This is a genomic window from Arthrobacter sp. UYEF3, from assembly GCF_040546245.1.
Taxonomy (GTDB): Bacteria; Actinomycetota; Actinomycetes; order Actinomycetales; family Micrococcaceae; genus Arthrobacter.
The window spans coordinates 25,902-52,264 of record NZ_JBEPNK010000028.1; the positions used below are offsets into that span (position 1 = coordinate 25,902).

At 64.4% G+C, this 26,363-nt stretch carries 23 protein-coding genes and 2 pseudogenes; 13 read left to right on the top strand and 12 right to left on the bottom strand.

The window, feature by feature from the left end:
* Positions 1 to 33: 33 nt before the first annotated feature.
* Genes ABIB14_RS16150 through ABIB14_RS16160 form a run of 3 tightly spaced genes read right to left on the bottom strand, consistent with a single transcriptional unit; the run spans position 34 to position 4,342 of the window.
* On the bottom strand, positions 34 to 1,176 hold the full coding sequence (locus ABIB14_RS16150; protein WP_354236930.1) for a right-handed parallel beta-helix repeat-containing protein: 1,143 nt from the start codon (positions 1,174 to 1,176) through the stop codon (positions 34 to 36).
* Complete coding sequence (locus tag ABIB14_RS16155; RefSeq protein WP_354236931.1) at positions 1,173 to 3,047, bottom strand: right-handed parallel beta-helix repeat-containing protein; 1,875 nt, start codon at positions 3,045 to 3,047, stop codon at positions 1,173 to 1,175. The genes ABIB14_RS16150 and ABIB14_RS16155 overlap by 4 nt, the downstream gene beginning before the upstream one ends.
* A gap of 23 nt (positions 3,048 to 3,070) precedes the next feature.
* Positions 3,071 to 4,342, bottom strand: coding sequence for a glycosyltransferase (locus ABIB14_RS16160; protein WP_354236932.1), 1,272 nt, complete (start codon positions 4,340 to 4,342; stop codon positions 3,071 to 3,073).
* A 717-nt stretch (positions 4,343 to 5,059) separates the two neighbouring features.
* On the opposite strand from ABIB14_RS16160, the gene ABIB14_RS16165 reads away from it, so the two are divergent.
* Positions 5,060 to 6,001 (top strand): ferritin-like domain-containing protein, encoded by a 942-nt coding sequence (locus ABIB14_RS16165; RefSeq protein WP_354235508.1) that lies wholly within the window; start codon positions 5,060 to 5,062, stop codon positions 5,999 to 6,001.
* Positions 6,002 to 6,261: 260 nt separating this feature from the next.
* On the opposite strand, the pseudogene ABIB14_RS16170 reads toward ABIB14_RS16165, so the two are convergent.
* A pseudogene (locus tag ABIB14_RS16170) lies at positions 6,262 to 6,711 on the bottom strand (twin-arginine translocase subunit TatC); the annotation flags it as partial.
* Between the two features lie 34 nt (positions 6,712 to 6,745).
* On the opposite strand from ABIB14_RS16170, the gene ABIB14_RS16175 reads away from it, so the two are divergent.
* Positions 6,746 to 7,813: a glycosyltransferase family 4 protein gene (locus ABIB14_RS16175; RefSeq protein ID WP_354236933.1), complete on the top strand. Its 1,068-nt coding sequence runs from the start codon at positions 6,746 to 6,748 to the stop codon at positions 7,811 to 7,813.
* Here the strand turns inward: ABIB14_RS16175 and ABIB14_RS16180 are convergent.
* The 3 genes from ABIB14_RS16180 to ABIB14_RS16190 are packed head-to-tail and all read right to left on the bottom strand — an operon-like array spanning position 7,788 to position 11,388.
* The gene (locus ABIB14_RS16180; protein ID WP_354236934.1) at positions 7,788 to 9,281 is read right to left on the bottom strand and encodes a glycoside hydrolase family 130 protein; all 1,494 of its coding nucleotides are present in this window, start codon (positions 9,279 to 9,281) and stop codon (positions 7,788 to 7,790) included. The genes ABIB14_RS16175 and ABIB14_RS16180 overlap by 26 nt on opposite strands.
* The gene (locus ABIB14_RS16185) at positions 9,278 to 10,300 is read right to left on the bottom strand and encodes a glycosyltransferase (protein ID WP_354236935.1); all 1,023 of its coding nucleotides are present in this window, start codon (positions 10,298 to 10,300) and stop codon (positions 9,278 to 9,280) included. Before ABIB14_RS16185 ends, ABIB14_RS16180 begins: the two co-directional genes overlap by 4 nt.
* On the bottom strand, positions 10,297 to 11,388 hold the full coding sequence (locus tag ABIB14_RS16190; protein ID WP_354236936.1) for a glycosyltransferase: 1,092 nt from the start codon (positions 11,386 to 11,388) through the stop codon (positions 10,297 to 10,299). Before ABIB14_RS16190 ends, ABIB14_RS16185 begins: the two co-directional genes overlap by 4 nt.
* An 838-nt stretch (positions 11,389 to 12,226) precedes the next feature.
* On the opposite strand from ABIB14_RS16190, the gene ABIB14_RS16195 reads away from it, so the two are divergent.
* The 4 genes from ABIB14_RS16195 to ABIB14_RS16210 all read left to right on the top strand — a co-directional run bounded on the left by ABIB14_RS16195 (position 12,227) and on the right by ABIB14_RS16210 (position 16,088).
* Positions 12,227 to 12,964 carry a 13E12 repeat family protein gene (locus ABIB14_RS16195; RefSeq protein ID WP_354236937.1) on the top strand — a complete coding sequence of 246 codons (738 nt, stop codon included), beginning with the start codon at positions 12,227 to 12,229 and terminating at the stop codon, positions 12,962 to 12,964.
* Between the two features lie 192 nt (positions 12,965 to 13,156).
* Positions 13,157 to 14,014: an SDR family oxidoreductase gene (locus tag ABIB14_RS16200; protein WP_354236938.1), complete on the top strand. Its 858-nt coding sequence runs from the start codon at positions 13,157 to 13,159 to the stop codon at positions 14,012 to 14,014.
* A gap of 177 nt (positions 14,015 to 14,191) precedes the next feature.
* Positions 14,192 to 15,379 carry a TerC family protein gene (locus ABIB14_RS16205; RefSeq protein WP_354236939.1) on the top strand — a complete coding sequence of 396 codons (1,188 nt, stop codon included), beginning with the start codon at positions 14,192 to 14,194 and terminating at the stop codon, positions 15,377 to 15,379.
* A 322-nt stretch (positions 15,380 to 15,701) separates the two neighbouring features.
* Positions 15,702 to 16,088 (top strand): nuclear transport factor 2 family protein, encoded by a 387-nt coding sequence (locus tag ABIB14_RS16210; protein ID WP_354236940.1) that lies wholly within the window; start codon positions 15,702 to 15,704, stop codon positions 16,086 to 16,088.
* Between the two features lie 88 nt (positions 16,089 to 16,176).
* Here ABIB14_RS16210 and ABIB14_RS16215 read toward each other — a convergent pair whose 3' ends face one another.
* Entirely contained in the window at positions 16,177 to 16,641 is a 465-nt protein-coding gene (locus ABIB14_RS16215) for a DUF8821 family protein (RefSeq protein WP_354236941.1), read from the bottom strand.
* Between the two features lie 198 nt (positions 16,642 to 16,839).
* Between ABIB14_RS16215 and ABIB14_RS16220 the strand changes: the two genes are divergently transcribed.
* Positions 16,840 to 17,433, top strand: coding sequence for a VOC family protein (locus tag ABIB14_RS16220; RefSeq protein ID WP_354236942.1), 594 nt, complete (start codon positions 16,840 to 16,842; stop codon positions 17,431 to 17,433).
* On the top strand, positions 17,325 to 18,068 hold the full coding sequence (locus tag ABIB14_RS16225; protein ID WP_354236951.1) for an SDR family oxidoreductase: 744 nt from the start codon (positions 17,325 to 17,327) through the stop codon (positions 18,066 to 18,068). Before ABIB14_RS16220 ends, ABIB14_RS16225 begins: the two co-directional genes overlap by 109 nt.
* A gap of 1 nt (position 18,069) precedes the next feature.
* Here ABIB14_RS16225 and ABIB14_RS16230 read toward each other — a convergent pair whose 3' ends face one another.
* The 3 genes and pseudogenes from ABIB14_RS16230 to ABIB14_RS16240 form a co-directional block, all read right to left on the bottom strand.
* The gene (locus ABIB14_RS16230) at positions 18,070 to 18,480 is read right to left on the bottom strand and encodes a 3-hydroxyacyl-CoA dehydrogenase family protein (protein ID WP_354236943.1); all 411 of its coding nucleotides are present in this window, start codon (positions 18,478 to 18,480) and stop codon (positions 18,070 to 18,072) included.
* A 75-nt stretch (positions 18,481 to 18,555) separates the two neighbouring features.
* On the bottom strand, positions 18,556 to 18,939 hold the full coding sequence (locus tag ABIB14_RS16235) for a hypothetical protein (protein ID WP_354236944.1): 384 nt from the start codon (positions 18,937 to 18,939) through the stop codon (positions 18,556 to 18,558).
* Positions 18,940 to 19,246: 307 nt separating this feature from the next.
* Positions 19,247 to 19,918 (bottom strand): annotated as a pseudogene (locus ABIB14_RS16240) (plasmid pRiA4b ORF-3 family protein).
* A 105-nt stretch (positions 19,919 to 20,023) separates the two neighbouring features.
* Between ABIB14_RS16240 and ABIB14_RS16245 the strand changes: the two are divergent.
* Positions 20,024 to 20,416: a hypothetical protein gene (locus ABIB14_RS16245; protein ID WP_354236945.1), complete on the top strand. Its 393-nt coding sequence runs from the start codon at positions 20,024 to 20,026 to the stop codon at positions 20,414 to 20,416.
* Positions 20,417 to 20,419: 3 nt separating this feature from the next.
* Complete coding sequence (locus ABIB14_RS16250; protein ID WP_354236946.1) at positions 20,420 to 21,124, top strand: RES domain-containing protein; 705 nt, start codon at positions 20,420 to 20,422, stop codon at positions 21,122 to 21,124.
* A gap of 320 nt (positions 21,125 to 21,444) precedes the next feature.
* Here the strand turns inward: ABIB14_RS16250 and ABIB14_RS16255 are convergent, their stop codons facing one another.
* On the bottom strand, positions 21,445 to 22,323 hold the full coding sequence (locus ABIB14_RS16255; protein WP_354236947.1) for a LysR family transcriptional regulator: 879 nt from the start codon (positions 22,321 to 22,323) through the stop codon (positions 21,445 to 21,447).
* Between the two features lie 611 nt (positions 22,324 to 22,934).
* On the opposite strand from ABIB14_RS16255, the gene ABIB14_RS16260 reads away from it, so the two are divergent.
* The 3 genes from ABIB14_RS16260 (at position 22,935) to ABIB14_RS16270 (ending at position 26,307) form a co-directional block, all read left to right on the top strand.
* Entirely contained in the window at positions 22,935 to 24,725 is a 1,791-nt protein-coding gene (locus ABIB14_RS16260; protein WP_354236948.1) for a DUF3604 domain-containing protein, read from the top strand.
* A gap of 175 nt (positions 24,726 to 24,900) precedes the next feature.
* Positions 24,901 to 25,677, top strand: coding sequence for a transporter substrate-binding domain-containing protein (locus ABIB14_RS16265; protein ID WP_354236949.1), 777 nt, complete (start codon positions 24,901 to 24,903; stop codon positions 25,675 to 25,677).
* A gap of 3 nt (positions 25,678 to 25,680) precedes the next feature.
* Complete coding sequence (locus ABIB14_RS16270) at positions 25,681 to 26,307, top strand: ABC transporter permease subunit (protein WP_354236950.1); 627 nt, start codon at positions 25,681 to 25,683, stop codon at positions 26,305 to 26,307.
* Positions 26,308 to 26,363: the final 56 nt, after the last annotated feature.

A 26,363-nucleotide genomic window follows, 5' to 3' on the forward strand; every position in this document is an offset into this window, starting at 1 on the left:
GTGTGCCCGGACGGAATGTGGAGACCTGCCGGGTCAGAGGTTTGTGCATTTGATGTTGCTGAGCTGCCCGGCGCCGATGATTTTGTTCGAGCAAGCCACGATATTGTTCATTGGCGGGGTGGCAGCGATCGCGGTTCCCCGGCCGCTGATGGTGGCCGTGTTGCCCCTGAAAAGGTTGTGGTCCCCCCAACCGAGGAGGATGTTATGGGTCTGGAAACCGTCCCGGGGACTGTCGGTTCCGGTATTGGAGTCGATGGTCCAGGCATTGCCTTTGACGTTGATCCAGGCATCCGCTGCGCTCATGCCGTTGCCGTTGAACGTGTTCCCGGAGATCACTCCGCCGATAGTGCCTTCCTTGATGTCCACGCTTTCGGCGGTGGTGGCGGTGACAGTGTTTCGGGCGATCAGGTTGAAGTTGCTTTCATCGGGGCGGCAGCCGGTGACGGCGCACCAGTTGCTGACCGCGGTGCCGACGTAGATGCCTTCGCCGTATTCGGGGGTGGTTTTGCCGGTGTTGTTCACGGTGTTGGCGATGAGGAGGTTTCGGGTGCTGTTCCGGCGCAGGTGGATGCCTTCCTGGCCCAGTCCGGTAACGGTGAGCCGTTGCAGGACGGCGCCTGTGACGCTGTCGGCGACGATACCTTTCTGGCCGTTGCGCACGGTCAGCCCGGAGATGACCCAGTAGTCCGCATGATCAAGATGCAGGACATACCCGCTGTCCGTGCCGCCTCCGTCCAGGACCGTGCCGGGGCTACCGCACAGGTAGATGCGCCGCTCCGGCGTCCCGGGCCGGTTGGCGGCGAAATGTCCGAAGTAGGTGCCGTCGGCCAAAGAAATGACGTCGCCGGGGTTAGCCCGTCCGAGCGCGGCAGAAAGCTCATCCGCGCCGCGGACGGTGCTTGTCGGGCGCGGGCAGTCCCTGGTTTCGGCTGCCGGGATCGGACCCTGCCCCGGGCGGGCGTTCACGGCGGCGGCGCTCATGGGGGCGCCGTCGGACCCGGGGTCAGCGGATGCGGCACCGGTGGGCCGGTCTTCCCCCGGACCGGGGGCCCGGGGGAAGGTGTACTCCGGGTGGTGCAGGGCCGACGAGAGCAGCCCGACGAGAACAAACGTGATGATCATGGCCCCCGCCAGCCCGTATGCGGCCAGGCGCCGCCGGCCGCGCTGGAGTCTCATCTGCGCGCCCCGGGGGAACTGGCGGAACCCGGGGACACCGCATGCCTGCGTTGCTGCCGCGGGATGGTAGCAGGGCTCTGGCCGGTGGTGAAGTTCGACAAGGGCGCTTGCGCCGCGTAGGGATGAACAATCTGTCGCCGGGCGTGCCGGCCGGTGACGGCTGTCAGGAGCAGGATCAGGCCCAGCAGGGTCCAGATGACGGTCAGGGGCTGGAAAAAGTTGGCGACCCGGGACCAGAACGGTGCGGTTTTGTCCCATCCCTGGGTGTCGTTCCCGCCCCGGGTGACGCTGCCGTGGCTCTCGCGCAGGTTAAGTGCACTGGGTCCTGTGCCGCTGATGGTGTTGCCGTGCAGCTGCACAGAGGAGTTGCCATTGATGGTGATCCCGTGGAAGGTCAGCCCTGTCATGGTGTTCCGGGTCACGGTTCCGGGAGTGTTGCGCAGGTAGATCGCCGTGGTTCCGCCGGTGATGGTGTTGCTCTGAACCAGGGTGTCAGGGGCGCCGTCGGTGACGGAGATGGACCGGGTTCTCTGGTTTTCGAACCGGTTCCCCTCGATTTTTGCGTCGGCCACCGCCCGGGAGAGGTCGATGCCGCGGTCATTGCCGGTGATGCTATTGGCGAAGAGGCCGACGTTCCGGCCGCCGATGACCTCGATGCCGTACCGGTCGTTGCCGTTTGCACGGCTGCCAGTGACGGTGTGGCCGGAGGAAACCGTCCCGGGGTCCCCGCCGGCAGAAGGTCCTTCGGCCAGCGGCAGCCCCTTCATGAAGATCCCGCTTCGACCGTTGAAGTCCGCGCCGGTGTTCGTCAGTGTGATCCTTGCCGTGGCCCGGGCCAGGACGAACCCGTTGCCGGCGTTGTGCGAGGACGTGGTGTCGGTAATGCGAGTGTTGGTGACGTACCGGTGCAGGACAATGCCGTCCACGAGGCTGTTCCGGACCGCGACGTTCCGGATTTCCACGTCCCGGGCCTTCGTGGTGAAGATCCCGAACGCGTTTCCGGTGACGGTGCTGTCCCGGATGGACCCGGTGGCGTAGTTATCCGTCAGCACCCCCGGATCGGCCTCCAGCAACCTGATGTCGGAAGGGGCGGGTGCGGGGGGGCCATTCTTGGGTGGGGCCGCGGCCGGAGGGAGCGCCGGGGTGCGGGCCGCGGTGGTGGGCCGGTCGGTGCCGGTCCAGGCGATGCCCCCGGTCCGGCCGGACCAGAATCCCAGGGACTCGATGCGGGCGCCGCTGATCGTCATCGCCCCTCCGATGGAGCGCACGTAGGCTCGCCCGTCGGAGGTGAGGGTATCGGTAGTCCCCGTGGACGGGTCCCAGCTGCTCACACGGGCCGGTGCCCCAGCGGTGCCGCTGATTTCCAGCTTCCCGCCGTCGTTGATGATAGAGACAAAACCGGCAGGTGTGCTCTCCAGGTGCAGGGTCAGGCCGCCGGGGCCGCCCAGGGACAAGTCAGCGCCGGCTAAGACGATGATGCTCTCGCTGAGCAGGTAGGAGCCGTCGGCTTCGTGCACGAAGGATCCCGGGGCCAGTTCCGTCAGGTCCTGGGCCGTGTAAGGGGAGGGTCGGGGGGTGAGGACCAGGGTTCGGGGAGCCCCGGTGGAGACGCGGTACGGGGAAAGTAGTTTCTCACCCCGGAGTCGGGCGGCAACGGCGGCCGCCCGGACCCGGATCAGCCGCTGGTCTTCGGCCGCGGCCAGGAGGGGTTCGTTGAGCGCGTCCCCTGCATAGCTTCGGGTGCCGGCGGCTGTGCCGGAGGGCGCCACCGGCTGCCCTGTGGAGGAGAGCCGGCTGCTGTCCTGTCCGGGACTACCGTTGATGGAAGTGGAAACCGGAAGGACGATCAGAGACAGTGCCAAAGCGCTCATGACCGCAGCCTGGCGGCGGCGCATCAACGGCCCTCCCGGCCGGCCAGGGTGGCGGCTGTCTGTCCGTCGCCTCCGGAACGGTTATCCCCCCGCGTCAGCCAGCCTTGCTTGTTCATCGTCAGGAAGGCGTATGCCTTCACTGGAAGGGCCACGGCGATCACGACCACGGTCATCAGTGGCAGCAGTAGCAGGTCCCTGGGGTGCCGGCGCAAATGCGAGAGGCCGCGGATTCCCCGGCCCAGCAGCACCCAGGCCAAGGCCAGAACAACGCCCACAGGGGTGAAGTCCAGGCGCCCCCACAACAGGTACGTCATCGACACACCCATGGTCACCGGTGTCAGCAGGATCTGCAGGACCGTTACTTTCGTGACGAAGGGCACCTTCCACAGCCAGCGCTTGTAGACCGCGGTCAGGTAGCAACGGTAGGAATTCCGGCTCCACCGCAAGCGCTGCTTCATGAAACCGCGCAGGGTATTCGGGAACATGGACAGCGCCCTGGCCGAGGACTGGTGGACCGTCTTGTAGCCGGAGGCCAGCACCAGCCACGTAAGCCTGCCGTCATCACCGGAAATACAGCGCCGCCCAAGGAAAAACTCATTCTCCAGATGCGGAAGCAACGGCAACACGACAGCGCGCCGGTAGGCCGCGGTCCGCCCCGACAGGCACGCCACCGCACCAGCCCGGCCCATCGCCGGAACGTAATCGTTGTAGCGCAGGTTGACCATCCAGTCCGCTATCCGCCGCCACACGCTCGACCGGGCCTGGTACACGTTCTGCTGCGTCCCCACCCCGCCGACCCACGGGTCCTCGAAGGGCATCTGCACCGCGGCAAGGAGCCCGGGCTCCCAGGAGGTGTCGGAATCGACGAAGATCAGCAGATCACACCGGGCCGCCCGGACCCCGCATCCCAGAGCCGAGCGTTTCCCGGCATGGCGGAATAGCACAGCATGCACCATCGGATTCCCCAGGTCGGTGATCCGCGTGTAGGCCTCAATGTCCTTCAGATCCAAGACAATGATGATCTCTGTCGGTTCCTGGGCCAGCCAGGAATCCAGACAGCGCATCAGGATGTCCGGATCCTCATGGAAAGACGGGACGATGACCGAGGTGGAGGCGGAGAAATTACTGATGATCGGCCGGGCCCGTCGCGAGAGGATAACCCGGTACAACCACAGGCCCCACACAACCGTCCCCGCCAGCGCAAAAGGCAGATACCGGTGCCAGGACGCGAGGTCCACCCCGGCAAAAACCGGCTCGGCTGCCGCCCGCAAAACCGCGAAACCGGCGACCGTCATGACCGCCCGCACTCCTGCGTGCCGCACCGACAAGGCGCCGCGGACGGCAGGGAACACAGCGACGCAGTCCAAACCATGCGGAGACCCTTCCTGCAACCATCAATCCAGAAGCAACGGCTGCGCGCCATGTTAGGGCGTCACCGCTCCGGCCGTCACGAGTACCAAATACTCGGCCAAAACCGCCGGCACTGAGTAGAGCCCCCCGCTTCCACCCGGAAACCGGCCCGATGGTCTGGCCGCCGACCGGGCGACCGGGCGACCGCCAGAGGTGCAGGGCAAATGCTCCCGTGACCGCTTCGAAAAATCGGCCGCCCCGCCACACGGCGATGACCCGGCCGCTGATCAATCTCTATACTGCCTGTCAATTCGTGGCAGTGCCGAGTGGCCAAAGGGGACGTGTAACTGACGGTGTAACCGGCTCGACACGCCAGGCAGTAGGCCTGGCAGGAATCACCTGGTTACGACGGTGACACTGCGTGCCGCGTCGGGCATCTGCGGAGCACCGCCTCCCACCTGGCGTTACCGGAGACTGCCGTAACGTACGTGAAATGGTTTCGCGGCCACTCGTTCATGATGCGGATCACAACGAATCTGCAGTGTCATCATCATGGGCCAGCCTGCAGCAATTTGCGGTGGCTATTCCGTCTGGGGATCCGGCGGGAGTACCCTCCGGAATGTCATGGTCTCAAAAAACGCACTCATGACAGGAGCACACCGATGTTCGACCAAAAATTCATCACCGAAGCACTAAACCGGAGCGCCGAAAATCCTTTGGACCGGCGCATTCTGTTCCGGGCCGCCGGGATCGCGGGAATCGGCGGTGCCGCGGCCCTGCTTACCAGCGCACCGGCCCAGGCGTCCAAGGACAAAGATAAGATGCACGGCGCACCAAGCGACGGGGCGATCCTGAACTTTGCCCTGAACCTGGAATACCTCGAAGCGGAGTTCTACCTCCGTGCCGTCACGGGCCGCGGCCTGGATGAAGGGCTCACGGACGGCAAGGGACGCATGGGCGGCGTCACCGGCGGCGCGAAGGTCCCCTTCAAGCCCGGCAGCCTAATCGAAAAATACGCCAAGGAAATCGCCGCCGACGAAAAATCCCACGTCAAATTCCTCCGCACCGCGCTGGGAGGCGCGGCTGTGTCCCGACCGCAAATCGACCTGGAGGCCAGCTTCACTGCCGCCGCCATGGCCGCTGGCCTGATCAAGAAAGGCCAAAAATTCAACCCCTTCGCCGATGAAACCAGCTTCCTCCTGGGCGCGTTCATTTTCGAGGACGTAGGGGTCACCGCCTACAAAGGAGCAGCCCCGCTGATCGACAACAAAACCTACCTTGAGGCCGCTGCCGGCATCCTCGCCGTCGAGGCCTACCACGCCGGCATCATCAGAACCACCCTCTACGCCCTCGGGCTGCAGGGGCCCGCCCAGGCCATCTCCGATGCCCGGGACAGCCTCGACGGACCCACCGACCTCGACCAGGGCATCGGCACCAAAGAAACCGCCAACCTCGTCCCCACCGACGCCAACGGCATCGCTTTCAGCCGCAGTCCCGGACAGGTTCTGAACATCGCCTACCTCACCCCCGAGGAAGCAACCGAGGGCGGATTCTTCCCCGACGGCGTCAACGGCGAGATCAACACCAGCGCCAACAACGCCTGACCCACCCAACACCCACCAAGAGAAACACCGGAATCACCGGAGGCGGCACCCGGAAAGGGTGTCGCCTCCCCTGCACGGGGGGAACGGACCCCGCCTCGGCGGCCCCGATGACACACCCCGCGATGAAAGACAACTTGCCGGACTGGCCGGTTACCGTTTGCAACGGTGTGGCACAGGCTCCCCACAGCCACCCGACGCTTCGGATAGCCGGCGCGAGGGCCTGGCAGGAAGCCCCTGCCGCCGGCCCGGACACCGCGGGTTTACAGGTTCTGTAGGTCGGGGCCTGGAGTGGCCTGGTCGGCCGTGGCTTCGGTCTCGGCGGCGGCCGTGGCGGCGCGCTTCTCGCGCCGCCGGTCGTTAAGTACGCACAGTCCGATCGCGGTGAAGAAAAGCAACAGCATCGGCACGGCGAGGTAGAACATGCTCGTCGCGTCCGCGCCGGGCGCTGCCATCGCGGCGAAGAGGCAGACCAGGAACACGGTGATCCGCCAGCTCTTGAGCAGTTGCGCGCCTTTGACCAGGCCGGCTAAATTCAGCCCGAACAACACCACGGGCAGCAGGAAGGCAATGCCGAAGGCGAGCAGCAGGCGTAACACGAAGGACAGGTACACCTGGGCGCTGATGAAGTTGGAGCCGCCCGAGGGCGTGAAGTCGGTCAGCACCCGCACCGCGTTCGGCAGCACCAGCCACGCGATCAGCACGCCCCCGACGCTGATCTACAACCTAGATGAAAGTCTGAACACTATGAGTCGCTCACCCACGGTTCCCGTGGAGAAGAGGATCCGGGCCCTGCGAATCGGGGTCATCGCCTCCATCGCGCACCGGACGCCTCCGCGGGACTATGGGCCTTGGGAGCAGGTGGCGTCGACGTTGACCGAGGGCCTAGTGGCACAAGGTCATGACGTCACGCTTTTCGCGACTGGCGATTCGATCACGTCAGCGCACCTGCACGCCGAGGCGCCGAGCGGCTATGAGGAGGACCCGAATATCGACGCCAAGGTGTATGAAGGCTTGCACATCGCAGCCGCCTTCGAGCGCGCTGACGAGTTCGACGTCCTGTCGAACCAGTTCGACTTCCTGCCGCTGACTTACAGCCGCCTGGTGGCCACACCCGTAGTGACGACCATCCACGGATTCTCCTCCGACCGTATCCTCCCGGTGTACCGCGCGTACGACGACGTGGCTCGCTATGTCGCCATCAGCGACGCCGACCGGCACCCCGACTTGACCTACGAGGCGACGATTTACCACGGCATCGACCTGGCCAGCTTCACCTTCCGGCCCGACCCCGGCGGTTACCTGCTCTTCCTCGGTCGCATCCACCAAGATAAGGGGGCGCACCGGGCCATCGAGGTAGCACGCCAGTCGGGGCTGCCGCTGATCCTGGCGGGCATCGTGCAGGACCAGGCGTACTTTCGCGATCAGATCCAGCCCCACTTGGGCAAGCCTGGCGTCACCTACGTGGGTCCGGTCGGACCGGCTGAGCGTGACACGCTGCTCGGGGGAGCCCTGGCGCTCCTGCACCTGATCGACTTCGCCGAACCATTCGGCCTGTCGGTGGTTGAGGCCCTCGCTACCGGCACCCCGGTGATCGCGCACCCTCTGGGCTCGCTGCCCGAGCTTGTTCGTCACTGTGAAACCGGTTTCCTGGTCGCTGACGTGCCCGCGGCGGTCGCGGCCGTCGGCATGGTCCAGGGGCTGCATCGCAGGGACTGTCGGAATGACGTCGAGAAGCGCTTCACGGCGGACCGCATGGTTGTCGACTACGCCGATCTGTTCGCCCGGGTCATTTCCACGGGCCGTCCACGGTGAGCCGGTCCAACAGCAGTGGAATGTCCACGAAGGCAAAGCGGACCGACGAGTCGCTGACCCCGTAGGGCAGCAGCAACTGTTCCCCACAGACGAGCGCTCCGCACGAGTAGACGACGTTGGGAACGTACCCGTCCCGTTCGCTCGGTGCCGGGCGAATAAGAGGCTCGCGCAACGCACCGATGACCCGGCTCGGGTCATGCAGGTCGAGCAGGATGGCCCCGAGGGAGTACTCGTGCATCGGACCGACACCGTGGGTGAGGACCAGCCACCCGGAGTCGGTCTCGACGGGCGAACCAGCATTGCCGAGCTGGATAAGCTCCCACGGTTGTTCCGGGGTCTGCAGCGTCGTCGGGCTGCCCCACGCCCGGCCGTCCGGAGACGTGGCAATCGCGCTGCTCTCGCGGTCCCAACGCGACAGGGCGATGAAGCGGCCGCCCACCTTGCGAGGGAACAGTGCCATCCCTTTGTTCCTCGCCGCGGGACCCGAGAGCTGCCTAATCTGGAAGCGTTGGAAGTCCGCCGTCTCGATGAGCTGCGGTGCCACATGTTTCCCGTCGAAGGCCGTATAGGTCGCGTAATATGTGGCGCTGCCGTCGTCATCGATGAAGCGCACGAAACGGGCGTCCTCGATGCCCCCGGACTCCGATGGGGCGTGTGGCCATAGAACCCGCTCCGGCAGCGGGGACGTTGCGTCGAACTCGATGTCATAGTTACACGTCGCGATGTGCCGTGCCAGGTGGCCTGTGCGAGCGGCGCCGTGCCAGGTTTCGGGCTGGCCCGCCAGGGCTGACAGCGCCGATTCCAACGCCGCATTGTCGAAGTGGGATGGGAGCCGGCGCCTCAGGAACGAAGAGCTTTCCTCGTCGGCGGCCGCCTCCAAAAGCTTGCCCAGAAACAGCTCGCGCTCGTACGTCGTCGGTTGGTGGTGCCCGGCATCGAGGAACCGTCCGGGATCATCGAGCCGGAGATTGCGGCCCGGACCCACCACCCCCGTGCGGAACTCAAGGCTTGAGATATGGCCCTCGCCGACGGCCCGCAGGCTCAGCACGAACCGGACGGCTCCCCGCTCAAGGCCCGACTGATCTGGGTGCGCCACGGCCGAGGGGTTGAACAGCGCAGCGGCCTCAACCGAGTATTCTTTTGTGAAGCAGGCACCGATGAGCAACCGCCGCTCGTTCGATAGGGCTGTAGCGTCCGTCACCCGGTGCGCGACCCGCTCGTAGTGGGCCTGCAGGATCGCTCGCAGGTCCCGGTGCCGTCCAGTGAAGCGAGCCGTCACCGCCTCGAGAGTGGTGTCCACCGCCTCCTCCGGCAGCGCGAGGATACGGCTCAGCACACCGGAGGTGCGGGACCTGCGGTCCCGGACGAGTTCCTGACCAGGAACGAAAAGCTGGGCCAACACGCGGGACGGGTCGGGATCGAGGCGCACCTCGGCGCGGGCGATTAGCTGCCGGATGGCGGAGCTCATCGGCTCGCCCCGAGAACCCGACACCCGTGCTGCAGGGTTGAGAGCACGGCCAGCGTCGACTCGGCACCTTGGTTCTCGTTGCGCCCTCGGTGTTCCAGGCCATCGCAGCCGCCGCCACTGACCGGGTCGTATAGGGGCGTGCCTGCATCGTTGGCACCGAGGAACCAGGTCACGGCAAGCTCGAGCCCGTCAGCCCATTGGGGTTCGCCGGTGATGGAGTACGCCCGGGCGCAGGCGTCGGCGATGGCCGCGACCTCGATCGGCTGCTGATCGAACGCCGGGGCTGCCTCGCCCGGTCCGCGACCCCCAACAGGTGTCACGGACAGGTACCCGCCGCGTGTCTCAACGTCGAGCAGCCACCCCAAGAGCAGAAAGCCGTCTGCTCGCAGCGACTCGTCGTCTAGTGCGGCTCCGGCAGCCAGCAGGGCTTCGGGCAACACCGCGTTCGCGTACGCGAGGCGGTCCTCGGGCCATGGCCAGAGCGGGGACGCGCGCGGCCGGCCGATCCGGTGGGCGGCACCGGCCAGCAGCGCGCGCGCGCCAGGGTGGTCGGGGAGAACCCGCAGCACCTCCGCAGCGCCGAGAGCGGCGAAGGCCATGGGACGCCGCCAGGGTGACCGCCACCGGGCACCGAGGGTGAAGGCGTCGAGGGCCGTGTCGCGTAACTGAGACGTCGGGAATGCGGCTGCGGCCGCTCCCAACCCCCAGAGGGCGCGTCCCCAACAGTCCTCGACCGTGGGTTGGTCCTGCCAGCGACGATCGAGGCCGAGCCGATTGTGGAAGCGCCCGTCGCCGGCTTGCGCCGCGAGCACGAACGACAAGTACACCTCTGCCAGCCCTTGCAGTTCGCAGCTGCCGGAAGGAGCGAGCTCACGGCATACCACCACCAGGGCGCGCGCCACGTCGTCGACGCAATAGCCGCAGTTGCGGCGGGCCACGACGCCCTCGGCGTGCTCGAACAGGCCCGTGTCGTCGGTGAGTCTGCCCAGGTGCGCGAACGAGGGCGTGGGGATCTTCACGAGGCGGCAACGAGGCTCGCGGCGGCCGACCGGTAGCGCTGCGCGACTGCACTCCAGACCAGGGAGGGGGCCTGGCTCGCAGCGCTGGCAGCCATCTCTTCGGCGAGTCCGGGCTCGGTCAGCACGCGACGCAGGGACAGAGCCAGCGCGCCCGGGTCCCGCTGCGGGACGATCAGGCCGGAACCGCCCGCCAACAGCTCCACCGCGTGAGGGAAAGCCGTCGAGACGACGGGCCGGCCGGCGGCCACCGCCTCGATAAGGACGCCCGAGGTGACCTGGTCGGGCGAGTCGTACGGCAGCAGCACCACGTCAGCGCACTCGACGAGGTTGGCCAACGCGGGAAGCTCGAGGTAGCTGGCGTCGAACTCCACAATGTCGGCGACCCCACGCTCGCGTGCGCGCACCGCGAGGCTGCGCCGGTACTCCTCACCGTCGCGCTTGAGCACTTTGGGGTGGGTCTTGCCTATGACCAGGTAGCGTGGCCGCAAATCGCGCAGGCCCTGCATGGCGTCGATCGCCCACTCGATGCCCTTCCCCGGACCGAGCAGACCCCACGTGAGGATCAACGGCCGGGGGCCGGCGGAGCGGGTCCCCCGCATGCTGCGGTGGTCGATGGCCCCATGGGGGATCACCACGATGCGGGCCAGGTCCACGCCGTAGTACTCCACCAGCCGGTCTCGAGCGGTCTCTGCCATCGTCACGACGACGTCGGCAGCGGTGACGAGCCGTTCCAGGATCCAACGCTGTTGAGAAGTGGGGTTCTCCAGCACGGTGTGCAGGACCACCATTGTCGGCACGGTGAGGGCCTCGACGACCTCAAGCACGTCGGCGCCGTCGAACCCGCCGTAGATGCCGTACTCATGCTGCACGACCACGACGTCGTAACCGTTCAGGGTGTGCACGGCGGCGGCGGCGCTAGCACGGGAACCGTTCACCAGGTCGGCGACGACCTCCGCTGCGGGCGGGCCCCCGTCGGGGTCATCCAGAACCCTGACAACCCCGACGTGTCCTGGCAACCGGCTCAGGTGCTCGTAGAGGGCAGCCGTGAACGTCGCCAGCCCGCACTGCGTCGGAGGATAGGTGCTCAACAAGGCGATGGTGGGCGTCGACGGCGATGTCAGTGTTTGGAATCGAGAACCATGTCGGTGCGCAGACCTCATGTCAGGCTGCGCGAATTGGAATTTTTCGTGTTCCAGCGTCATGGGTAACGCTCCCGTCTTGACCGCGAACCGGCCCAGCGTCTCTCGTCGTTGGCGACGCGATCTTGGGTTGTCCGCAAGCGAAATAGCTCCGATACCCCCGCACTCTACGCGACTCAATGGCGCCCGCCCAGAAGAACACCCGAGGACCAGTAGCCGGCCCACGTTTCGTCGGGAAATGCCACGATCCGCGGCTTGGTATGCGTCGAGCGGGGCGGACTTCCCGCCCAACCGGCGGACTGCCGGTTGGGCCGGTTGACCTCCACGATTTCAAAGCCTTCTGTCGCCAGGACGCGAGAGCCAGCCCGGCACCGTAACTGCCGGCGCCTTCGATTCCGACGGCGATGGCTGGCCCGAACTGGGTGAATGTACTCAACGATGGCCCGGTAGCCGGGTCCGGTGGCCGCGAATTTCTCGTCGGCCAGATGTTTCCCGTGCTGATTAATCAGGGCGACATCGTGGGTGTCGGCATCAGTATCGACACAGGCGATGACTTTGATGATCTCATTTGCCCTCGCTGCGTCCGCCGCCGCGCTGGCTGCTCTCGCCGACACTGAAGCGGGCGCGGACTGCGACGTCGACGAGCCCTCCGACGCAGACCCGCTGCGGGACTTTGATCCGTTGCGTGCCAGGGCGGACGTGTGTCTGGACGTCCTGGCCGGGCTGGCGCGGTGGGAGGCCCGGGCTGGCGCGGTGGGAGGCCGGGGCTGCCGCGTTGAAGGTGCGGGTGACCGCGGATTACGTGCAGGCCGCCGAGGCGTTGGCGGCACCGGCAGTCTCCGCGCAGGAACGCACCGGCCAGGAAATGGCCGTGGTCGCCGAAGTCGCCTGCATCCCGACCGTCAGCGAACGGACCGCCGGCGCCCTGATCTCCGACGCGCTGGCCCTGGTAACGGCGCTGCCGCTGACCCTGACGGCACTCCAGGCCGGCACAATGTCCTGGCAGCACGCCCGGATCATGGTCGATGAAACCGCAAATCTGGATGGGGCCGGGGCGGGCGAGCTCGTGCCGGGCCGGTTCCGGGCCAGGGCCCGCACCTGGCGCGAACGCCACCACCCCGTCAGCATCGAAACCCGCCACACCAGGAGCGCCGGTGACCGGCGGGTCGAGTTCGCCCCGGACCGGGACGGCATGGCCTGGCTCTCCGCGTACCTGGGACGTGCCTACTCCAGCGAACACCAGGACTGGGAACCACCCCGTTGGCCGCAGCGTTTTCTGGCTGCCGCCACAGGAACGGTCCCTGGCCGGCCAGTGGACCCCGGCAACGAGCCAGAACCGGAACCGCCCCCGGATCTAGGCCCGCCAGCCGGCCCAGGACCGGAACCTGAACTGCCCGAGGACCCCGTCCCCGATTGGTACCTGTTCACGGCCGCGCACCCACTGCCCGACGCGGACACGGACGATCCTTGGGGAGAGCCACTGGATGCCCCTTTCCCGGCAGGCTCCCGGTTCCTGGACGCCTGATCGACTGGTTGCTGGTGCACGACCGGGCAGGAAACGTACTGGCCTGTCAGACAAGCTGGCTCAGCTCGCCACTTGTTAACTGAGACGAGAGCCAGCGTTACGCCGGCAGCAGGATACGTAGGCCGGCACCTCGGAACAGCCGCCAGGCCGGACCTCTTGCCCCCCTCCTGCCGCTGCGGGTAGGAGTGAGTCATGGATACGCAACGAAACGTCCTCCGCGGACGCGTGGCTGTTGTGACGGGCTCAACCCGCGGTCTGGGGTTTGCCATGGCCCGGTTGCTGGGGAATCGGGGCGCGACGGTGGTGCTCGCGTCCAGGTCGGGCGCCGACGTCGCGGCCGCCGTCGAGCGGCTGCGTGCCGAAGGGATTGCAGTTTCCGGTCGTCGCTGCGACACCGGTGAACTGGCCGACGTCGAGGCCCTGTGCGACGAGGCCGTCAGCCGCGGGACGCTGGACATCTGGGTCAACAACGCCGGAGCCTCCGGCGTCTTTGGGCCGACGGCGTCCACTCCGATCGACGATTTCACGCAAGTGGTGCGCACGAACATCCTCGGCAGCTTCCACGGCTCGAGGGTCGCGTTGCCGGTGTTCCTCGGGCAGGGCCACGGTGATCTCGTCAACGTCTACGGCCACGGCGACCGGGGGCCCGTTCCGCTGCAGAACGCGTATGCGTCGAGCAAACGCTGGGTCCGCCAATTCACCGAGACGTTGCGGCGGGAGACCAGAGGCACCGGGGTCCGCGTGCATGGCATGAAGCCGGGCCTGGTGATGACGGATCTGCTGGGGCACGTTACGTCCCAGCCCGGGTACGAGCATCGGCTCGGCGGTCTGCAGATCGTTGCCGGACTCTGGGGGCAGACTCCGGACGACGCCGCGCGCCCTCTCCTGGACCTGGTGACCACGGACGCAGCGGAGTTTCGCTATCTGACGAAAACGACCATGGTGACCAGAGGGGTGCGCAACGTGCTGGCCGGCCGCCTGCGTCGCGCCAACCGTATGCCCCTGAACGTCACCGTTCAGGGCCGCTCGCCCGGGGCCCGGGCCGACTGATTCGTCTCGGACGGCCATCTTGGTTAGAGTAGAAGTGCGTAGGGGAGTATTCCGAAGCGCTGCATACGTCAACACGTCAGGCACCGATGCCTGGCCGGGTGCAGCGGCCAGCCGGACGGCGGGCGGAGAGACTTACAAGGCTCACTGCTACCCACCTTACGAAAGCAGGCACACACCTTGAGTGTTCCTCCCCTGATCTGGGGCATCACGATTGTGGCCATTCTGGCCCTTCTGGCCTTCGACTACTTCTTCCATATCCGCAAGGCCCACGTTCCCACACTGAAGGAAGCGGCCATCTGGTCCGGCCTCTACGTGGGTATCGCAGTCATCTTCGGCATCCTGGTCCTGATCTTCGGCGGGCAGGCCATGGGCTCGGAGTATTTCGCCGGGTACATCACCGAGAAGGCCCTTTCGGTGGACAACCTCTTTGTCTTCCTGATCATCATTGCCAGCTTCCGGGTTCCCCGTGAGGACCAGCAGAAGGTCCTGCTGTTCGGCATCGTGTTCTCGCTGCTTGCCCGTACTGGCTTCATATTCCTCGGCGCGGCACTCATCAACTCCTTCGCCTGGGTCTTCTACGCCTTCGGCCTGATCCTGCTGATCACAGCCGGCAACCTGCTCAAGCCCGAAACCGAGCACGGGGGCGAAGCGGACAACTTCATCATCCGCCTGGCCCGCAGGTTCTTCCACACCTCCGATCACTACGACGGCGACAAGCTGTTCACCATGGAGAACGGCAAAAAGGTCCTGACCCCGATGTTGTTGGTGATGGTTGCCATCGGCGGCACGGACCTCCTGTTCGCCCTGGATTCAATTCCGGCCATCTTCGGCCTCACCCAGAACGTCTACGTTGTCTTCACCGCCACGGCCTTTTCCCTGATGGGCCTGCGCCAGCTCTACTTCCTGATCGACGGACTGATGGACCGGCTGATCTACCTCTCCTACGGCCTGGCGGCGATCCTCGCCTTCATCGGCGTCAAACTGATGCTGCACGCCCTGCACGAGAACAACCTGCCGTTCGTCAACGGCGGCCAACCGGTCCCTGTTTTCGAGATCACCACAGGCCTGTCCCTGACCGTCATCATCGGCGCCCTCGTCATCACCGTGCTGGCATCACTGCTGAGCAAGGCTGGGAAGGCACAAACCGCGATCAACAACGCCCGCCGACACGCAGTCAGCTATCTGGACCTCGAATACACGGCGGATCCGGCCGAGCGCGAGCGGATCTACAATGCCCTGCTGGACGAAGAACGGCAGATCGAACAGATGAACCCGAAGTACCGCAACAAGGCCAAGGACGTGGACACCATCCGCACCGAGGTGGCAGAGGCGCACCGGCAGCACGAAGAGTACCTGGCCCGATAGTGACGGGATGCGGCGGTGGCGCAGCTGGCGCCGTCGCCGCTTTGGACACGACGGCGGGGGCTGGCGTCGGCTGCTTGCAGGTCAGCCGATGCGCTCGGCTAAGGCCACCATGATTTCCTCCGGACCGCACACGCAGGCCAAGCGCCAGGTGTGCCCATACTGGCCGCTGCCACCTGCCAGATGGGCTCCCACGTCATCGGTTCGGAGCTTCCCCTCGTTCCGCCGGGTCGCTAGGCTTCGCAGATACGCCGTCGGCGTCCACGGGTCGGGGGCTGGACCGGGGATGCCGGCTGGACTTCGTCCGAACAGGAAGGAATGCCCCTTGCAGGATTCCAGCGTTGAGACAACGGCACGGTCCTACATCGAGGCTGTTGGCTCCCACAATATTGACGCTCTCAACGATCTGTTCGATGACGACCTTGCGGCCACCTTCGCCGGGACCACTCTCGACAAGGCCGGCTGGATCACGGCGCTCGAGCGCCTACTTCCGGTGTTGATCAGGAACGACGTCCGGGAGGTCTTCACCGCGGAGAACCGAGCCTGCGTCGTGTATGACTTCGTTACCGATACGGCTGCCGGTGCTGTCCGGTGCATCGAACTGCTCGCCATCAGCGGGGACAAAATCCGTGAGATCGAACTCGTCCTGGATCGGGCCGCCTTCGCCCCGGTCAATGCCGCGCTGAACGCGCCGGCGCCGCCGTCCCCATAACGCCTGGCGATATGAACAACGACGACGGCACTGGACTGATCCCGTTACCCGGCGCCGGGCGGGAGCCCGCAGCGGTCGGATGCAGCGGTCAGTATTTGCCTTTAATCACGAAGTAGGAGCCGCGAATAACGCCCGCCAGCTTCGATTTTTGCCGGGCGAATTTGAAGCGCGTCTCCAACTCTTCCGGGATCGCCATGCCTTCGGCAAGCTTGAAACCGACCGCCCGCTTTCCGCCGTCCTCGATGCTGTACATGACATTGATCGACAGCCCCGACTCGTAGAAAACGTAAGCCATCCGCAGACCGTCAACTTCGAAGGCGGACGCTTCGAGCGGGCGGGAGCCGATGACGATGTCACGTTCGTCCCGGAGGATCCGGCTGACCCGGTCGACGACCTCCGGAACCTCGGTAGCGGGGCTCACCGTGAAGACGTGCTCGTACTTGTTCCGGTAATAGCGGGCCTCGTTGGCGCGCAACCCGGCCAGGGCGTCGGCGACCGGAGACGATTCCACTCCGACATTGGAAACATTCTCGAAGTCAACGATGTACGGCATGCACCCTCCTGGTAAGACGTGTTGGGACCAATGTTAGCGCCACGACGCGCCAGCCCTGCCGGCGTCCCGGCATTGTTCCCCAGCTTCGTCCTCTCCGTCAGCGTGACTGTTCATGCACTTCGTCGCGTTGCCAGCCGACAAGCCCGCTCCAACTGATCTGCGCTTTTTACAGCGCACCTCGTGGGCTATCGTGGTGCCATGCCGAGCCAACTGGCGGGTGTTGCCATCGACGCGATCAGACCCAGGCTGGTCGCGGACTTCTGGTGCGCCGTCCTCGGCTGGCATTTTGTCAAGGAGGATACGGACATCGTCAGCATTGCCCCGCGGGATGCCACCTCCCCGTCCATCGATGTGATCGCTGTGCCCGAGACCAAGACCATCAAGAACCGGCTGCATTTCGACCTGCGGGCTGACGGCGTGTCTACGGCCGAGGAGATTGAGCGCCTGCTCGCCCTGGGTGCGGTGCGTACAGATGTGGGCCAGGGTCCGGACGTCAGTTGGGTGGTTCTGGCTGATCCCGAGGGCAACGAGTTCTGCCTGCTGTCCCGCTCCGTCCAGGCCCTGGAACAGGAAGAAGCCGAACGGGCCTACCCACTTCAGCAGCGCGAGGCTCCCCCGTCCAGGCGAACCGATGAAGGAAAAATTCCGTGGCACGCATCTTCATCACCGGCTCCGCCTCCGGGCTGGGCTTCGGCGCGGCACGTGCCCTACTCAGTGACGGGCACGACGTCGTCCTGCACGCCCGCAGGCCCGAAAGCGCCGGCGCCCTCCTCGAGGCCTTCGGCGAGCTAGCCGCTCGGGCGGCGGGCGTCGTCGTCGGCGATCTCAGCAGCGCGGCGGAAACGCGCTCGGTGGCTGAACAGGTGAACAGCATCGGCCGGATGGACGCCGTCATCCACAACGCCGGCACATACCTTGAGCCGACACGCGGCACCACGCCGGAGGGACACGCAAGGACACTCGCCGTGAACACCTTGGCGCCGTACCTGCTCACGGCACTCATCGACAGGCCGGACCGCCTTATCTATCTCAGCAGCGGCCTGCACCGAAGCGGCAGCAGCTCACTGGAAGACCTCGACTGGGCCGAGCGGCGCTGGAACGCCGGCCAGGCGTACGCCGAGAGCAAGCTCTACGTCACCGCGTTTGCCCTGGCAGCGGCGCGCCGCTGGCCTTCGGTGCTGAGCAACGCCGTCGACCCCGGCTGGGTCCCCACCAGAATGGGCGGCCCCGGAGCGCCCGACGACCTGGAAATGGGGCACCTCACGCAGACCTGGCTGGCCGCCAGCGATGATCCATCGGCCCTCACCAGCGGCGGATACTGGCACCACCGGAAGCTCCACCCGCCCGCTCCTGACGCCTTCGACTCCGTCTTCCAGGAGCGGCTGCTGGGAGAACTCGCTGAGCTGACCCGGATTCCGCTGTTCTGATTCAGTAGGTGTAGAAGCCCTCGCCCGTGGCGACGCCGAGCTTGCCCCGGTCAATGTAGTTGTCCTTCAGGTACGCGGCGAATGCCTGCGATCCGGCGTCCGGTGAGGACGAGGCGATGTTGTACGCGGTGGTCAGGCCGACGACGTCGTAGATCTGGAACGGCCCGATCGGCGCTCCGGTAGCGATCCGCCAGGTCTTGTCGATCGTTTCCGGGCTGGCGACGCCCTGTAGCAGCAGCCCGGCGGCTGCGTTCAGGAGCGGGACGAGCAGCGAGTTCAGGACGTAGCCGGCCTTCTCCTTCTTGATCTCGATCGGCTCCAGACCGCTGTTGCGGGCAAACTCGACGACCGCGTCGAACACTTCCGGGTCAGTTTCGGCCGTCCGGGCGCGGCAAGGGGTTGAGCGGACCATACGAGGACTTGGCGATTCTGTATCCCAGGACCGGCCCGTCCACGAAGGCCAGGCCAGTGGCCGCGCAGACCTCCGTCAAGCGGAGAACCTGTCCTCGGTCATCGCGATAGCCGCACCCATGACGTCCTTGGCGCGCATGTCCCGTATCGCCTCGATCGGGGAGACCTCACCCAGCCACGGGTTGGCACCGACAAACCACAACCTGGCCACATGCTCACCCTCTACACCCGCCACAGCCGTCCAGGCACGGTGCGCCAATTGAAGCCTGGCCTGCGCCTCAGCCCGCGGTTCGGGTCCGTCCGTGCGGGCCCAGCGGTAGCTGATCTTCGGATCCTTGCTACCCGCCAGTGCAGCAACCAACGTCGCCCCAAGAGCACCGTTCAGCTGCCGGACAACCTCGCGGATACCCAGCCGTGCGGTGCCGCTGTGAGCTGCGCCCACATCAATCGAGATCCTCATAATGCTCCCTCGCGTAGTTCACCAACTCTATAGGGAACACTACGGAAGTTCCACTAAAAAGCCACTGAAAGCATACCTGCGGGCACGTGTTACCCGGTGGCCGTGCACTAGTCGCAATGTCCGCTCTCAATGACTTTGGCCACGCCGACGTGGGGTTTTGCCATGCAAAGTGAGGCGGATCGTGGCGTTGTCGTCTCTCTTGGGCTGGCAAATCCGCATGCATCTCAGTCGGTCGCCAGGCGTGTTCCCATTGAACGCAAGGAGAGTTGAGCACTCGTGTGGCCAATTACGATGACACGGGCCCTGCTCAGAAGGTCTCGGCCAGTGCCTGGTTCACCGCGGGAATGTCCAGGAAGGCAGGGTCGAAGGGCTCATCAGGTCCGGTTATTTCGGCCGCCCATGCGGAGTGTTCGGCGTAGTCGGGATGGGACGGGTCGGCCAGGGTGTCCATGATTTGCTCGTATCCGGGGAAACCTCGCGAATCTTCCAGCGGGCCGCGCCGCGCACCGTCGGTCAACCGGGCCGGCGGGGTGTCTTCGTCTGCGGGGCGGCGGGAGACCAGCTCGAGCCGGTGAAGCCAGCTGTCGCCAAAGTCGTACTCATAGAACGCGGCGCCGGCACCTGGCGCGAGCAGCTGCTCCAGAGAGCAGCCCTCCTCGGGTCGGTCCGCCGGTTCGGCGCACTCCTGTCCGGGAAGCCACTGCACAACGTCCGGAACTTCGCCGTCGATCGGCCGCAGCGGCGCGAAGGGGTCACCGGTCGTGAACCTGTGCAGGTGGACGTCCTACCAGCCAAAGGCAATTTGCAGAACCTGGTGCACCTGATCCAGAGCCATGGCGCCCTGGAGCTCCAGCTGGCGCCAAATCCCAGGCACACTGTCGATCAGGTCGATACGAATCTCCAGGATTGATCCCGGGCCAGCCCCTGTGCCGGCTTCAAGTTTGTCCATGCAAGCCATTCTTTCAGGCCCCTGCTGCATACTCTTGCGGCGTCGCTACCTCCCCTCTCGTCAACGCTTCTCCTGTGTGATTTAGGGTGTGATTAGCCCATTGATACCGTACGGGCTTTATGCCATCATGAAGACATGACAGCAGTTGCAGGAGCTCGGGGCGGGCTGAAAGCGCACCAAGATTCCATTCGGCTTCCCGACGCTGAACTGGTGCGGTACCTGCGTGAGATCCTTGGTGCGAAGTTAGTCGCCTATATCGGCTCGGTGAGGGAAACCCGAGCCGTGCGCCAGTGGGCCGACGGCGAACGAAAACCCTCAGCCGAGGTGATGACGCGATTGCGCCATGCCTACCATGTGGCCGCTTTATTGGCTGAGCGCGATTCCCGCGCGGTCGTCCAAGCGTGGTTCCAAGGCATGAATCCCCAGCTGGAGGATGTGCCGCCGGCTCGGCTGCTCCGGGAAGGCCAGGTCGAGGGTGCAGCGCAGGCCGTTCTTGCCGCCGCCCGGGCGTTCGCGGCAGCAGGCTGACGGGTGAGTTCTGGACTGCTGACATCATCGGCTGCAGACACCCGGGTATGGCGGATTGGGTTCCGTCCTGACCCGTGGGCATGGAGCGGCTGGGAATGGGCAACCAACGGCAGGTTTCCAGGCCGGTGGGATGATCTTCACGGAAACTTCCGTACCGTGTACGCGGGATCCAGCCTGCGAGCATGCCTTCTCGAGGTGCTGGCCGGGTTCCGCCGCGACGCCAGGCTTGCCATGGAACTCGACGAAATCGTTGAAGACAATGAAGACGCAGTTCTGCACCCCACCGTCCCGCCGGGACAGGTTCCGCTGGAATGGCTCGACGCCCGCGCTGCGACCTCGGCCGAGTTGTCCGGCGCCTACTGTGCCGTGACGGACTCCAAGTCCATCGCAGTCCTGTATCCACACTTCATCGGCATGGCCTTCAGTCTCGGTCTGGCCGACCTTGACGCCGCAGCGTTGAAGGACGCCCGACCACGGGAACTGACCCAGGCAATCGCCGCCTGGATCTACGAGAACACAGACCTCGACGGCGTTACGTTCGCCTCCCGCCACGGGGACGACCTGCGGCTATGGGCGATTTTCGAACGACCAGGCGACGGTCTTGTCAGCTCAAAGCTTCGGCATAGCAGGTCCGAGGAGCTTCATCCTGACAGTAACGCGATCAAGCACGCGTTTCAGTTGCTCGGTCTAACCTGGAAGATCGACTAGGCCACTCCCCTGCCCTGCCGGCCCCTTGACGAAAGATCCGTTATCGGCGTCCGAAAAATGGGCAAGGGACCGCCTCGGAAATAGCATTTCGGCCGCTACCACGACTCGTTGAGCTCGCGTCTGAGCCATCATGGTCGGGCAGGGTCTTGTGGCAACGCTCGACAAAGTATTTGACAGCACCGCTGCCCGGCACTCTTTCCGTCCTAAGCCCCTGTCCTCGTACGTCATGATCATTTCTCCCCTTCGCCGGAGGCCGCGATTGCAACAGCCCGGCGCCCCTCGTCTTTGCCAAGCGAGGGCAGGCACTTTGTGTAGCAGAGTCATCTGGCTAGCCGGAGTGCTGTGTCCACGAATGCTTTGGCAGGAGGGGTTAAGCGGCTGCCGTGGGCCAGCCAAATTGGGATATTGACCGGCGGATCAAGGCTCCGCAGTGAGCCTCCCGCAGCTTCGACAAAAGTTCGCCAGCCCGCCGGCAGGAAGCCAAGCCCGACCCCCTTCAACACCATGGGTAAAACGGCCTCCCGATGGCTTGCTTCAGCGACAACATGAAGGTTCTCGACCCGTCCTGAGATGTCCTCAAATAGGGTGCGCAAGGTTGTGCCTGGCGGAGCGACAATAAACGACTGATTCCGTAGCGCGTTCGGGTCGATACGCTGCTGAGAGGCCAACGAGGAGCCGGGTGGCAGGGCCAGCATCAACTCCTCCATGTGGATGCGGTGAAAAAGGACGCCGCCAGCCACTGGTGTCTCTGGCTGACCGAACAGCGCGACTTCGCAACGCCCGTCAATCACGGCTTCAAGCGCGGCAGCTGAACTTGTGCACCCGACGCCGACCGTGAACACGCCCGGATGCCGGTGCTGGAGCTCGGCAACTATAGTGGTCATGGGCTCGATGGCCGGGGCCGGGCTTAGTGCAATGTTTACGGTACCCGCCACGACATTCACCTCTGAATTCGCGGCAGCTTTAAAGGCTTCCATGTCATGGAGGATCATGCGCGCTCGACGCATGAGGTTCTCAGCGGCCGGAGTGACCACAATGCCGGACGGCTTTCGATGGAGAAGCGTCGTTCCCAGTTCATCTTCCAGCAGTCGGATTGAGCGGGAGAGGGCTGGCTGGGAGACGTGCAGTGCGCGTGAGGCCCTTGTGAAGCCCCTGTGTTCAACCACCGCAACGAAGAACTCCAGTTGTCGACGTTCCATAGTGAGGCACCCTACCCCATAAGCCGACGTTATAGGCCTATCCGTAAAAAGTCTTTGACCGTGCTCTAGGCGCAGGGTTCAAATGAGACATAGCCCACATCGCACCCTTGTTTGGGCAGGGAGTCCTCAAAGTTCTGGGGAGATTTCCTCCGTGTCGCACAAGGTCACTGAAAAGCCCTTGGAAAGGTAAAAGACAGCTCATGAGCATTTTGCATACCGAAAGCCTGGCTTCTGCCACGACTTGGCCCTCCGGACAGGTCGGAGAGGTGAGCCTGAGCCCACGCACTCCAGTTGTTGCAGGCTCCTTTGGCTCCTGGACCTTCCGATACGAGACTGGACCCTACGGCGTTGACGACGGGGGCGCGCTGAAGTTCCTTCTTCCTATTCCCAGCGACCGAGGTATCCCCCAGTTCCAGGACCCCACGGCCCCGAATTACGTAACGGTTCGGAATTCGGGACCAGCCCGGGTCACGGCGAGGTGGCAGACCAAAGCGGGCGTCAGGCCTTGGGTTAAGGGCATTGTTGTCGATGTAACCGACGGAGCCCTTGCCCCTGGCGACGTCGTGGAACTTGTCTGGGGAGACACCAGCGCCGGAAGTCCTGGAGCTTCCATGCAAAGCTACGTTGAAGAGGCTTCACCTGTCCGTGTTCTGGTGGATGCCTTCGCGACCAATGTCTACTACGACGTGCCTGGCACCACCACCGTGGAAGTAATAGCCGGCCCTGCGAACGCTCTGCTCGCGACAGTGAAGCCAGTGCCCAGAGACACCGGGTCAGCTCGGATGTCAGTGCGGGCGATTGACAGGTTCGGCAACGTCGCGACGAACTACACGGGCTCAGCCACAGTTTCCCGTCAAGGGGAAACGATCGCCGTTATGGACTTCTCCCCGGAAGATAAGGGCATCAGGACCCTTGACGTGGCGGTGCCTTTCGGCAAAGGGTCGGTACGCTTTGACGTGCTCGACGCCAATGGGCTCGCCGCGATATCTAACCCGATCGTTATGGGCGCATCAAAGTCTTCCTTGTATTGGGGAGACACGCAGGGACAGACCGGGGAGACAGTTGGAGCCGGCTCTTTGCGCGAGTTCTTTGAATATGCCCGGGACGCGGTTCAGCTTGATTTTGTGACCCATAGCGCCAACGACTTCCAGGTCGAACGGGAAGCCTACGCCGGCGTTCTCAAGATGACAGACCAGTACACGCAGGACGGCACCTTCGTGGCCTTCGGTGGCTTCGAGTGGTCGGGAAACACGCCGACCGGTGGTGATCACAACGTTCTCTATGCCGATAACTCTGCTGCTCCCCTTCTTCGGTCAAGCCACGCCCTTCTGGATGACCTCTCAGACGTAGACACCGACTGCAGGACGATCACGGACGTGTACTCAACGCTCCGTGCGGAGGGAATTGACGCGATCACCGTTGCCCACGTCGGAGGCCGGGTAGCAAATCTGGATTTGATCGAAACTGATATCACACCGGTTTTGGAGATGACATCCGTCCATGGCTGGTTTGAATGGTTCGCGTTGGACGCTCTCAGGCGCGGCCTCACTGTCGGGCTGATAGCCGCCTCAGATGATCACTCCGGCCGCCCTGGAGGCAGCTTTCCCAGCCTGCCGGTGTTCGGGGTGAGAAGCGGACTGGCGGCAGTTCGCGCCAACGAGCTAAGCCGCCGCGGAATTATGGATGCACTTCGCCGTCGCGATTGCTACGCAACCACAGGCGAACGAATTGTCCTGGAAGTCACGGCCGGGGAACACACGATGGGCGATCTTTGGGAGGCCACTTCCGCCCCGGTGATCAAAGTCGATGCTGCAGGGACCGCACCCATCGAATCCATCGAAATTATTGACGCCGACCAGGTCCTGGCCGCATGGAAGCCGGCCCATGAGCTCTCGCACCGCCGACTCAGGGTCTCCTGGCGGGGAGCGCGGGATAAGAACCGTACCCGCGTGCAGGACTGGAACGGCCAGCTCCAGGTATCCGGGGCAAAAATCGAGAATGCGAGGACGTGGGCTTTCGATCATCCCGATCAGGGGATCATCGCTGCTGATGGTGAGGTGGTCAAGTGGGTCAGTAGCACCAATGGAGACCACGACGGCATCATTCTGGACCTGGACCAAAAGCCCAAGGCAGTGCATTTCAATGCCGGTGGAGTCGACCTCTCCGTAGATCTGAGCGACCTTGGAGACAGCCCTCTGGAGATCCCCGTCGAAACTGGTGTCGACCGCGCTGTCACGTTTCAATGGCTTCCTGTCCAAGACCAGCCCTTGGACGCCTCCGTTACCTTTGACGCACTGCCCTTCCGCGCCGGCCGCAATGTCTACCTGGTGAAGGTCCGGCAGTCGGACGGTCACGTTGCCTGGGCAAGCCCCATGTTCGTCATCAATTCTTCTGATGCCTAAGACATCCTTGAGAGAGGCAGACCCCATGAACTCAAACCACGCCCGATGGCGGACCTCCCGCCGCGCCCTCGCAGGTTGCGCTTCGTTGATACTCGCCCTGTCCGGCTGTGCATTGACAAATACTGGCCCTGCGGAAAATCCTGGGTCTTCGACGGCATCAGCCGGAGTCGCAGCGGTGAAAGAAATTGCGGACCTACTGCCGGAGAAGTACAAGACGAGCGGCAAAATCACGGTCGGAAGCACGACCGGGCTTGCCCCGATGATGTTCATAGGTAATGACGGGAAAACAATCACGGGCGTCGAGGCAGACCTCATGCACGCCGTCGGCCAGGTCCTGGGCGTCAAGGTCGACTTGAAAGACGTAAAACCAGAAGCATTCATGACGGGCCTTCTGGCGCAACGGTTTGACGCAGCAGCAGGAAGCATCACTTACACAAAGGAACGCAAGGCACAAGCTGACTTCGTCGTGTACGCCCACTACGGTCAGGCGCTGGCCAAGGCGGCAGACAACCAGGAGAACATCACCTTCGACACACTGTGCGGAAAAACGGTGGCAGTCCTCAACGGCTCCGTACAGCAGACCAAATTCCTGCCCCAGCTCTCCGACAAATGTGTCGGGGCAGGCAATGCCGCAATCAAAGGCGACGCCTTCCCCGATGCGAACTCCCTCTTCCTCGCAGTCCAAAGCAACCGCGCCGATGCAGCCTTCCTCAACGAAGTAAGCGTTCTCTACCAAGTTGACCAGTCCAAAGGAAAAATGCAGCTCGCGGACACAGGGCTCGGATCCGACCCGAAAGGCATCGTGATCGGCCGCGACACCGGTCTCCAAAAAGCGCTGACAGCAGCAGTAAAGCACCTGAACGACACAGGCAAGATGAAAGAAATTTTCGCGAAGTGGGGACTGGAAAAGATCCTGACCGGCGACGTCCAGCTAAACCCGGCCGAGGTCTAAACCATGACAAAGACAAATATTAAAGACACCCCTACGGCAGAAGCCCCTGAGGCATCAAGGATCGACAAGGTCGTACCCCTTCGGCATCCGGTCCGGACCACTTTGTCCGTGATTTTCGTTGCCTTTGTGGCCTTGGGACTGATCAACGTTGCTGCCAATCCACGGTTCGAGTGGGACGTTGTTGGTCACTACATGTTCTCCTCTCAGATACTCCTCGGTTTGGAGCGCACCCTCGAACTGACGGCAGTAGCCGCCGCGATAGCAGCGGTTCTGGGCTGCGCCCTTGCGCTTATGCGCCTGTCGCACAACCGGTTACTCAATGTCATCAGCGCGGGCTACGTCTGGTTTTTCCGTGCCACGCCACTCCTGGTCCAGATTCTTTTCTGGTACAATCTGGGGGCGCTTTACGCCCAAATCTCCATCGGCATACCGGGCGGCCCGGGTATTGTCCTCGGTGATGCAAATGAACTGATCACTCCACTGACCGCCGCCATTCTTGCGTTGGCTCTGCATGAAGCCGCCTACACGGCCGAGGTATGCCGTGCAGGCATCATCTCTGTCAACAAGGGGCAAGGAGAAGCTGCGCGCGCACTAGGTGCGTGGGTCAGTAGTGAGGGTGCCGGTTTTTAAAACGCCGGCGGATTGACCGGGTCCGGATAGGGGTGGCTGGGAGAATCGGGGGTATG

What these genes read in the sequence shown, in the direction of transcription:
- ABIB14_RS16150 (WP_354236930.1), bottom strand. Translation starts at nt 1,176, where the DNA reads ATGAGACTCCAGCGCGGCCGGCGGCGCCTGGCCGCATACGGGCTGGCG.
- ABIB14_RS16155 (WP_354236931.1), bottom strand. Translation starts at nt 3,047, where the DNA reads ATGAGCGCTTTGGCACTGTCTCTGATCGTCCTTCCGGTTTCCACTTCC.
- ABIB14_RS16160 (WP_354236932.1), bottom strand. Translation starts at nt 4,342, where the DNA reads ATGACGGTCGCCGGTTTCGCGGTTTTGCGGGCGGCAGCCGAGCCGGTT.
- ABIB14_RS16165 (WP_354235508.1), top strand. Translation starts at nt 5,060, where the DNA reads ATGTTCGACCAAAAATTCATCACCGAAGCACTAAACCGGAGCGCCGAA.
- ABIB14_RS16175 (WP_354236933.1), top strand. Translation starts at nt 6,746, where the DNA reads ATGAGTCGCTCACCCACGGTTCCCGTGGAGAAGAGGATCCGGGCCCTG.
- ABIB14_RS16180 (WP_354236934.1), bottom strand. Translation starts at nt 9,281, where the DNA reads ATGAGCTCCGCCATCCGGCAGCTAATCGCCCGCGCCGAGGTGCGCCTC.
- ABIB14_RS16200 (WP_354236938.1), top strand. Translation starts at nt 13,157, where the DNA reads ATGGATACGCAACGAAACGTCCTCCGCGGACGCGTGGCTGTTGTGACG.
- ABIB14_RS16215 (WP_354236941.1), bottom strand. Translation starts at nt 16,641, where the DNA reads ATGCCGTACATCGTTGACTTCGAGAATGTTTCCAATGTCGGAGTGGAA.
- ABIB14_RS16220 (WP_354236942.1), top strand. Translation starts at nt 16,840, where the DNA reads ATGCCGAGCCAACTGGCGGGTGTTGCCATCGACGCGATCAGACCCAGG.
- ABIB14_RS16230 (WP_354236943.1), bottom strand. Translation starts at nt 18,480, where the DNA reads ATGGTCCGCTCAACCCCTTGCCGCGCCCGGACGGCCGAAACTGACCCG.
- ABIB14_RS16235 (WP_354236944.1), bottom strand. Translation starts at nt 18,939, where the DNA reads ATGAGGATCTCGATTGATGTGGGCGCAGCTCACAGCGGCACCGCACGG.
- ABIB14_RS16245 (WP_354236945.1), top strand. Translation starts at nt 20,024, where the DNA reads ATGACAGCAGTTGCAGGAGCTCGGGGCGGGCTGAAAGCGCACCAAGAT.
- ABIB14_RS16255 (WP_354236947.1), bottom strand. Translation starts at nt 22,323, where the DNA reads ATGGAACGTCGACAACTGGAGTTCTTCGTTGCGGTGGTTGAACACAGG.
- ABIB14_RS16260 (WP_354236948.1), top strand. Translation starts at nt 22,935, where the DNA reads ATGCAAAGCTACGTTGAAGAGGCTTCACCTGTCCGTGTTCTGGTGGAT.
- ABIB14_RS16270 (WP_354236950.1), top strand. Translation starts at nt 25,681, where the DNA reads ATGACAAAGACAAATATTAAAGACACCCCTACGGCAGAAGCCCCTGAG.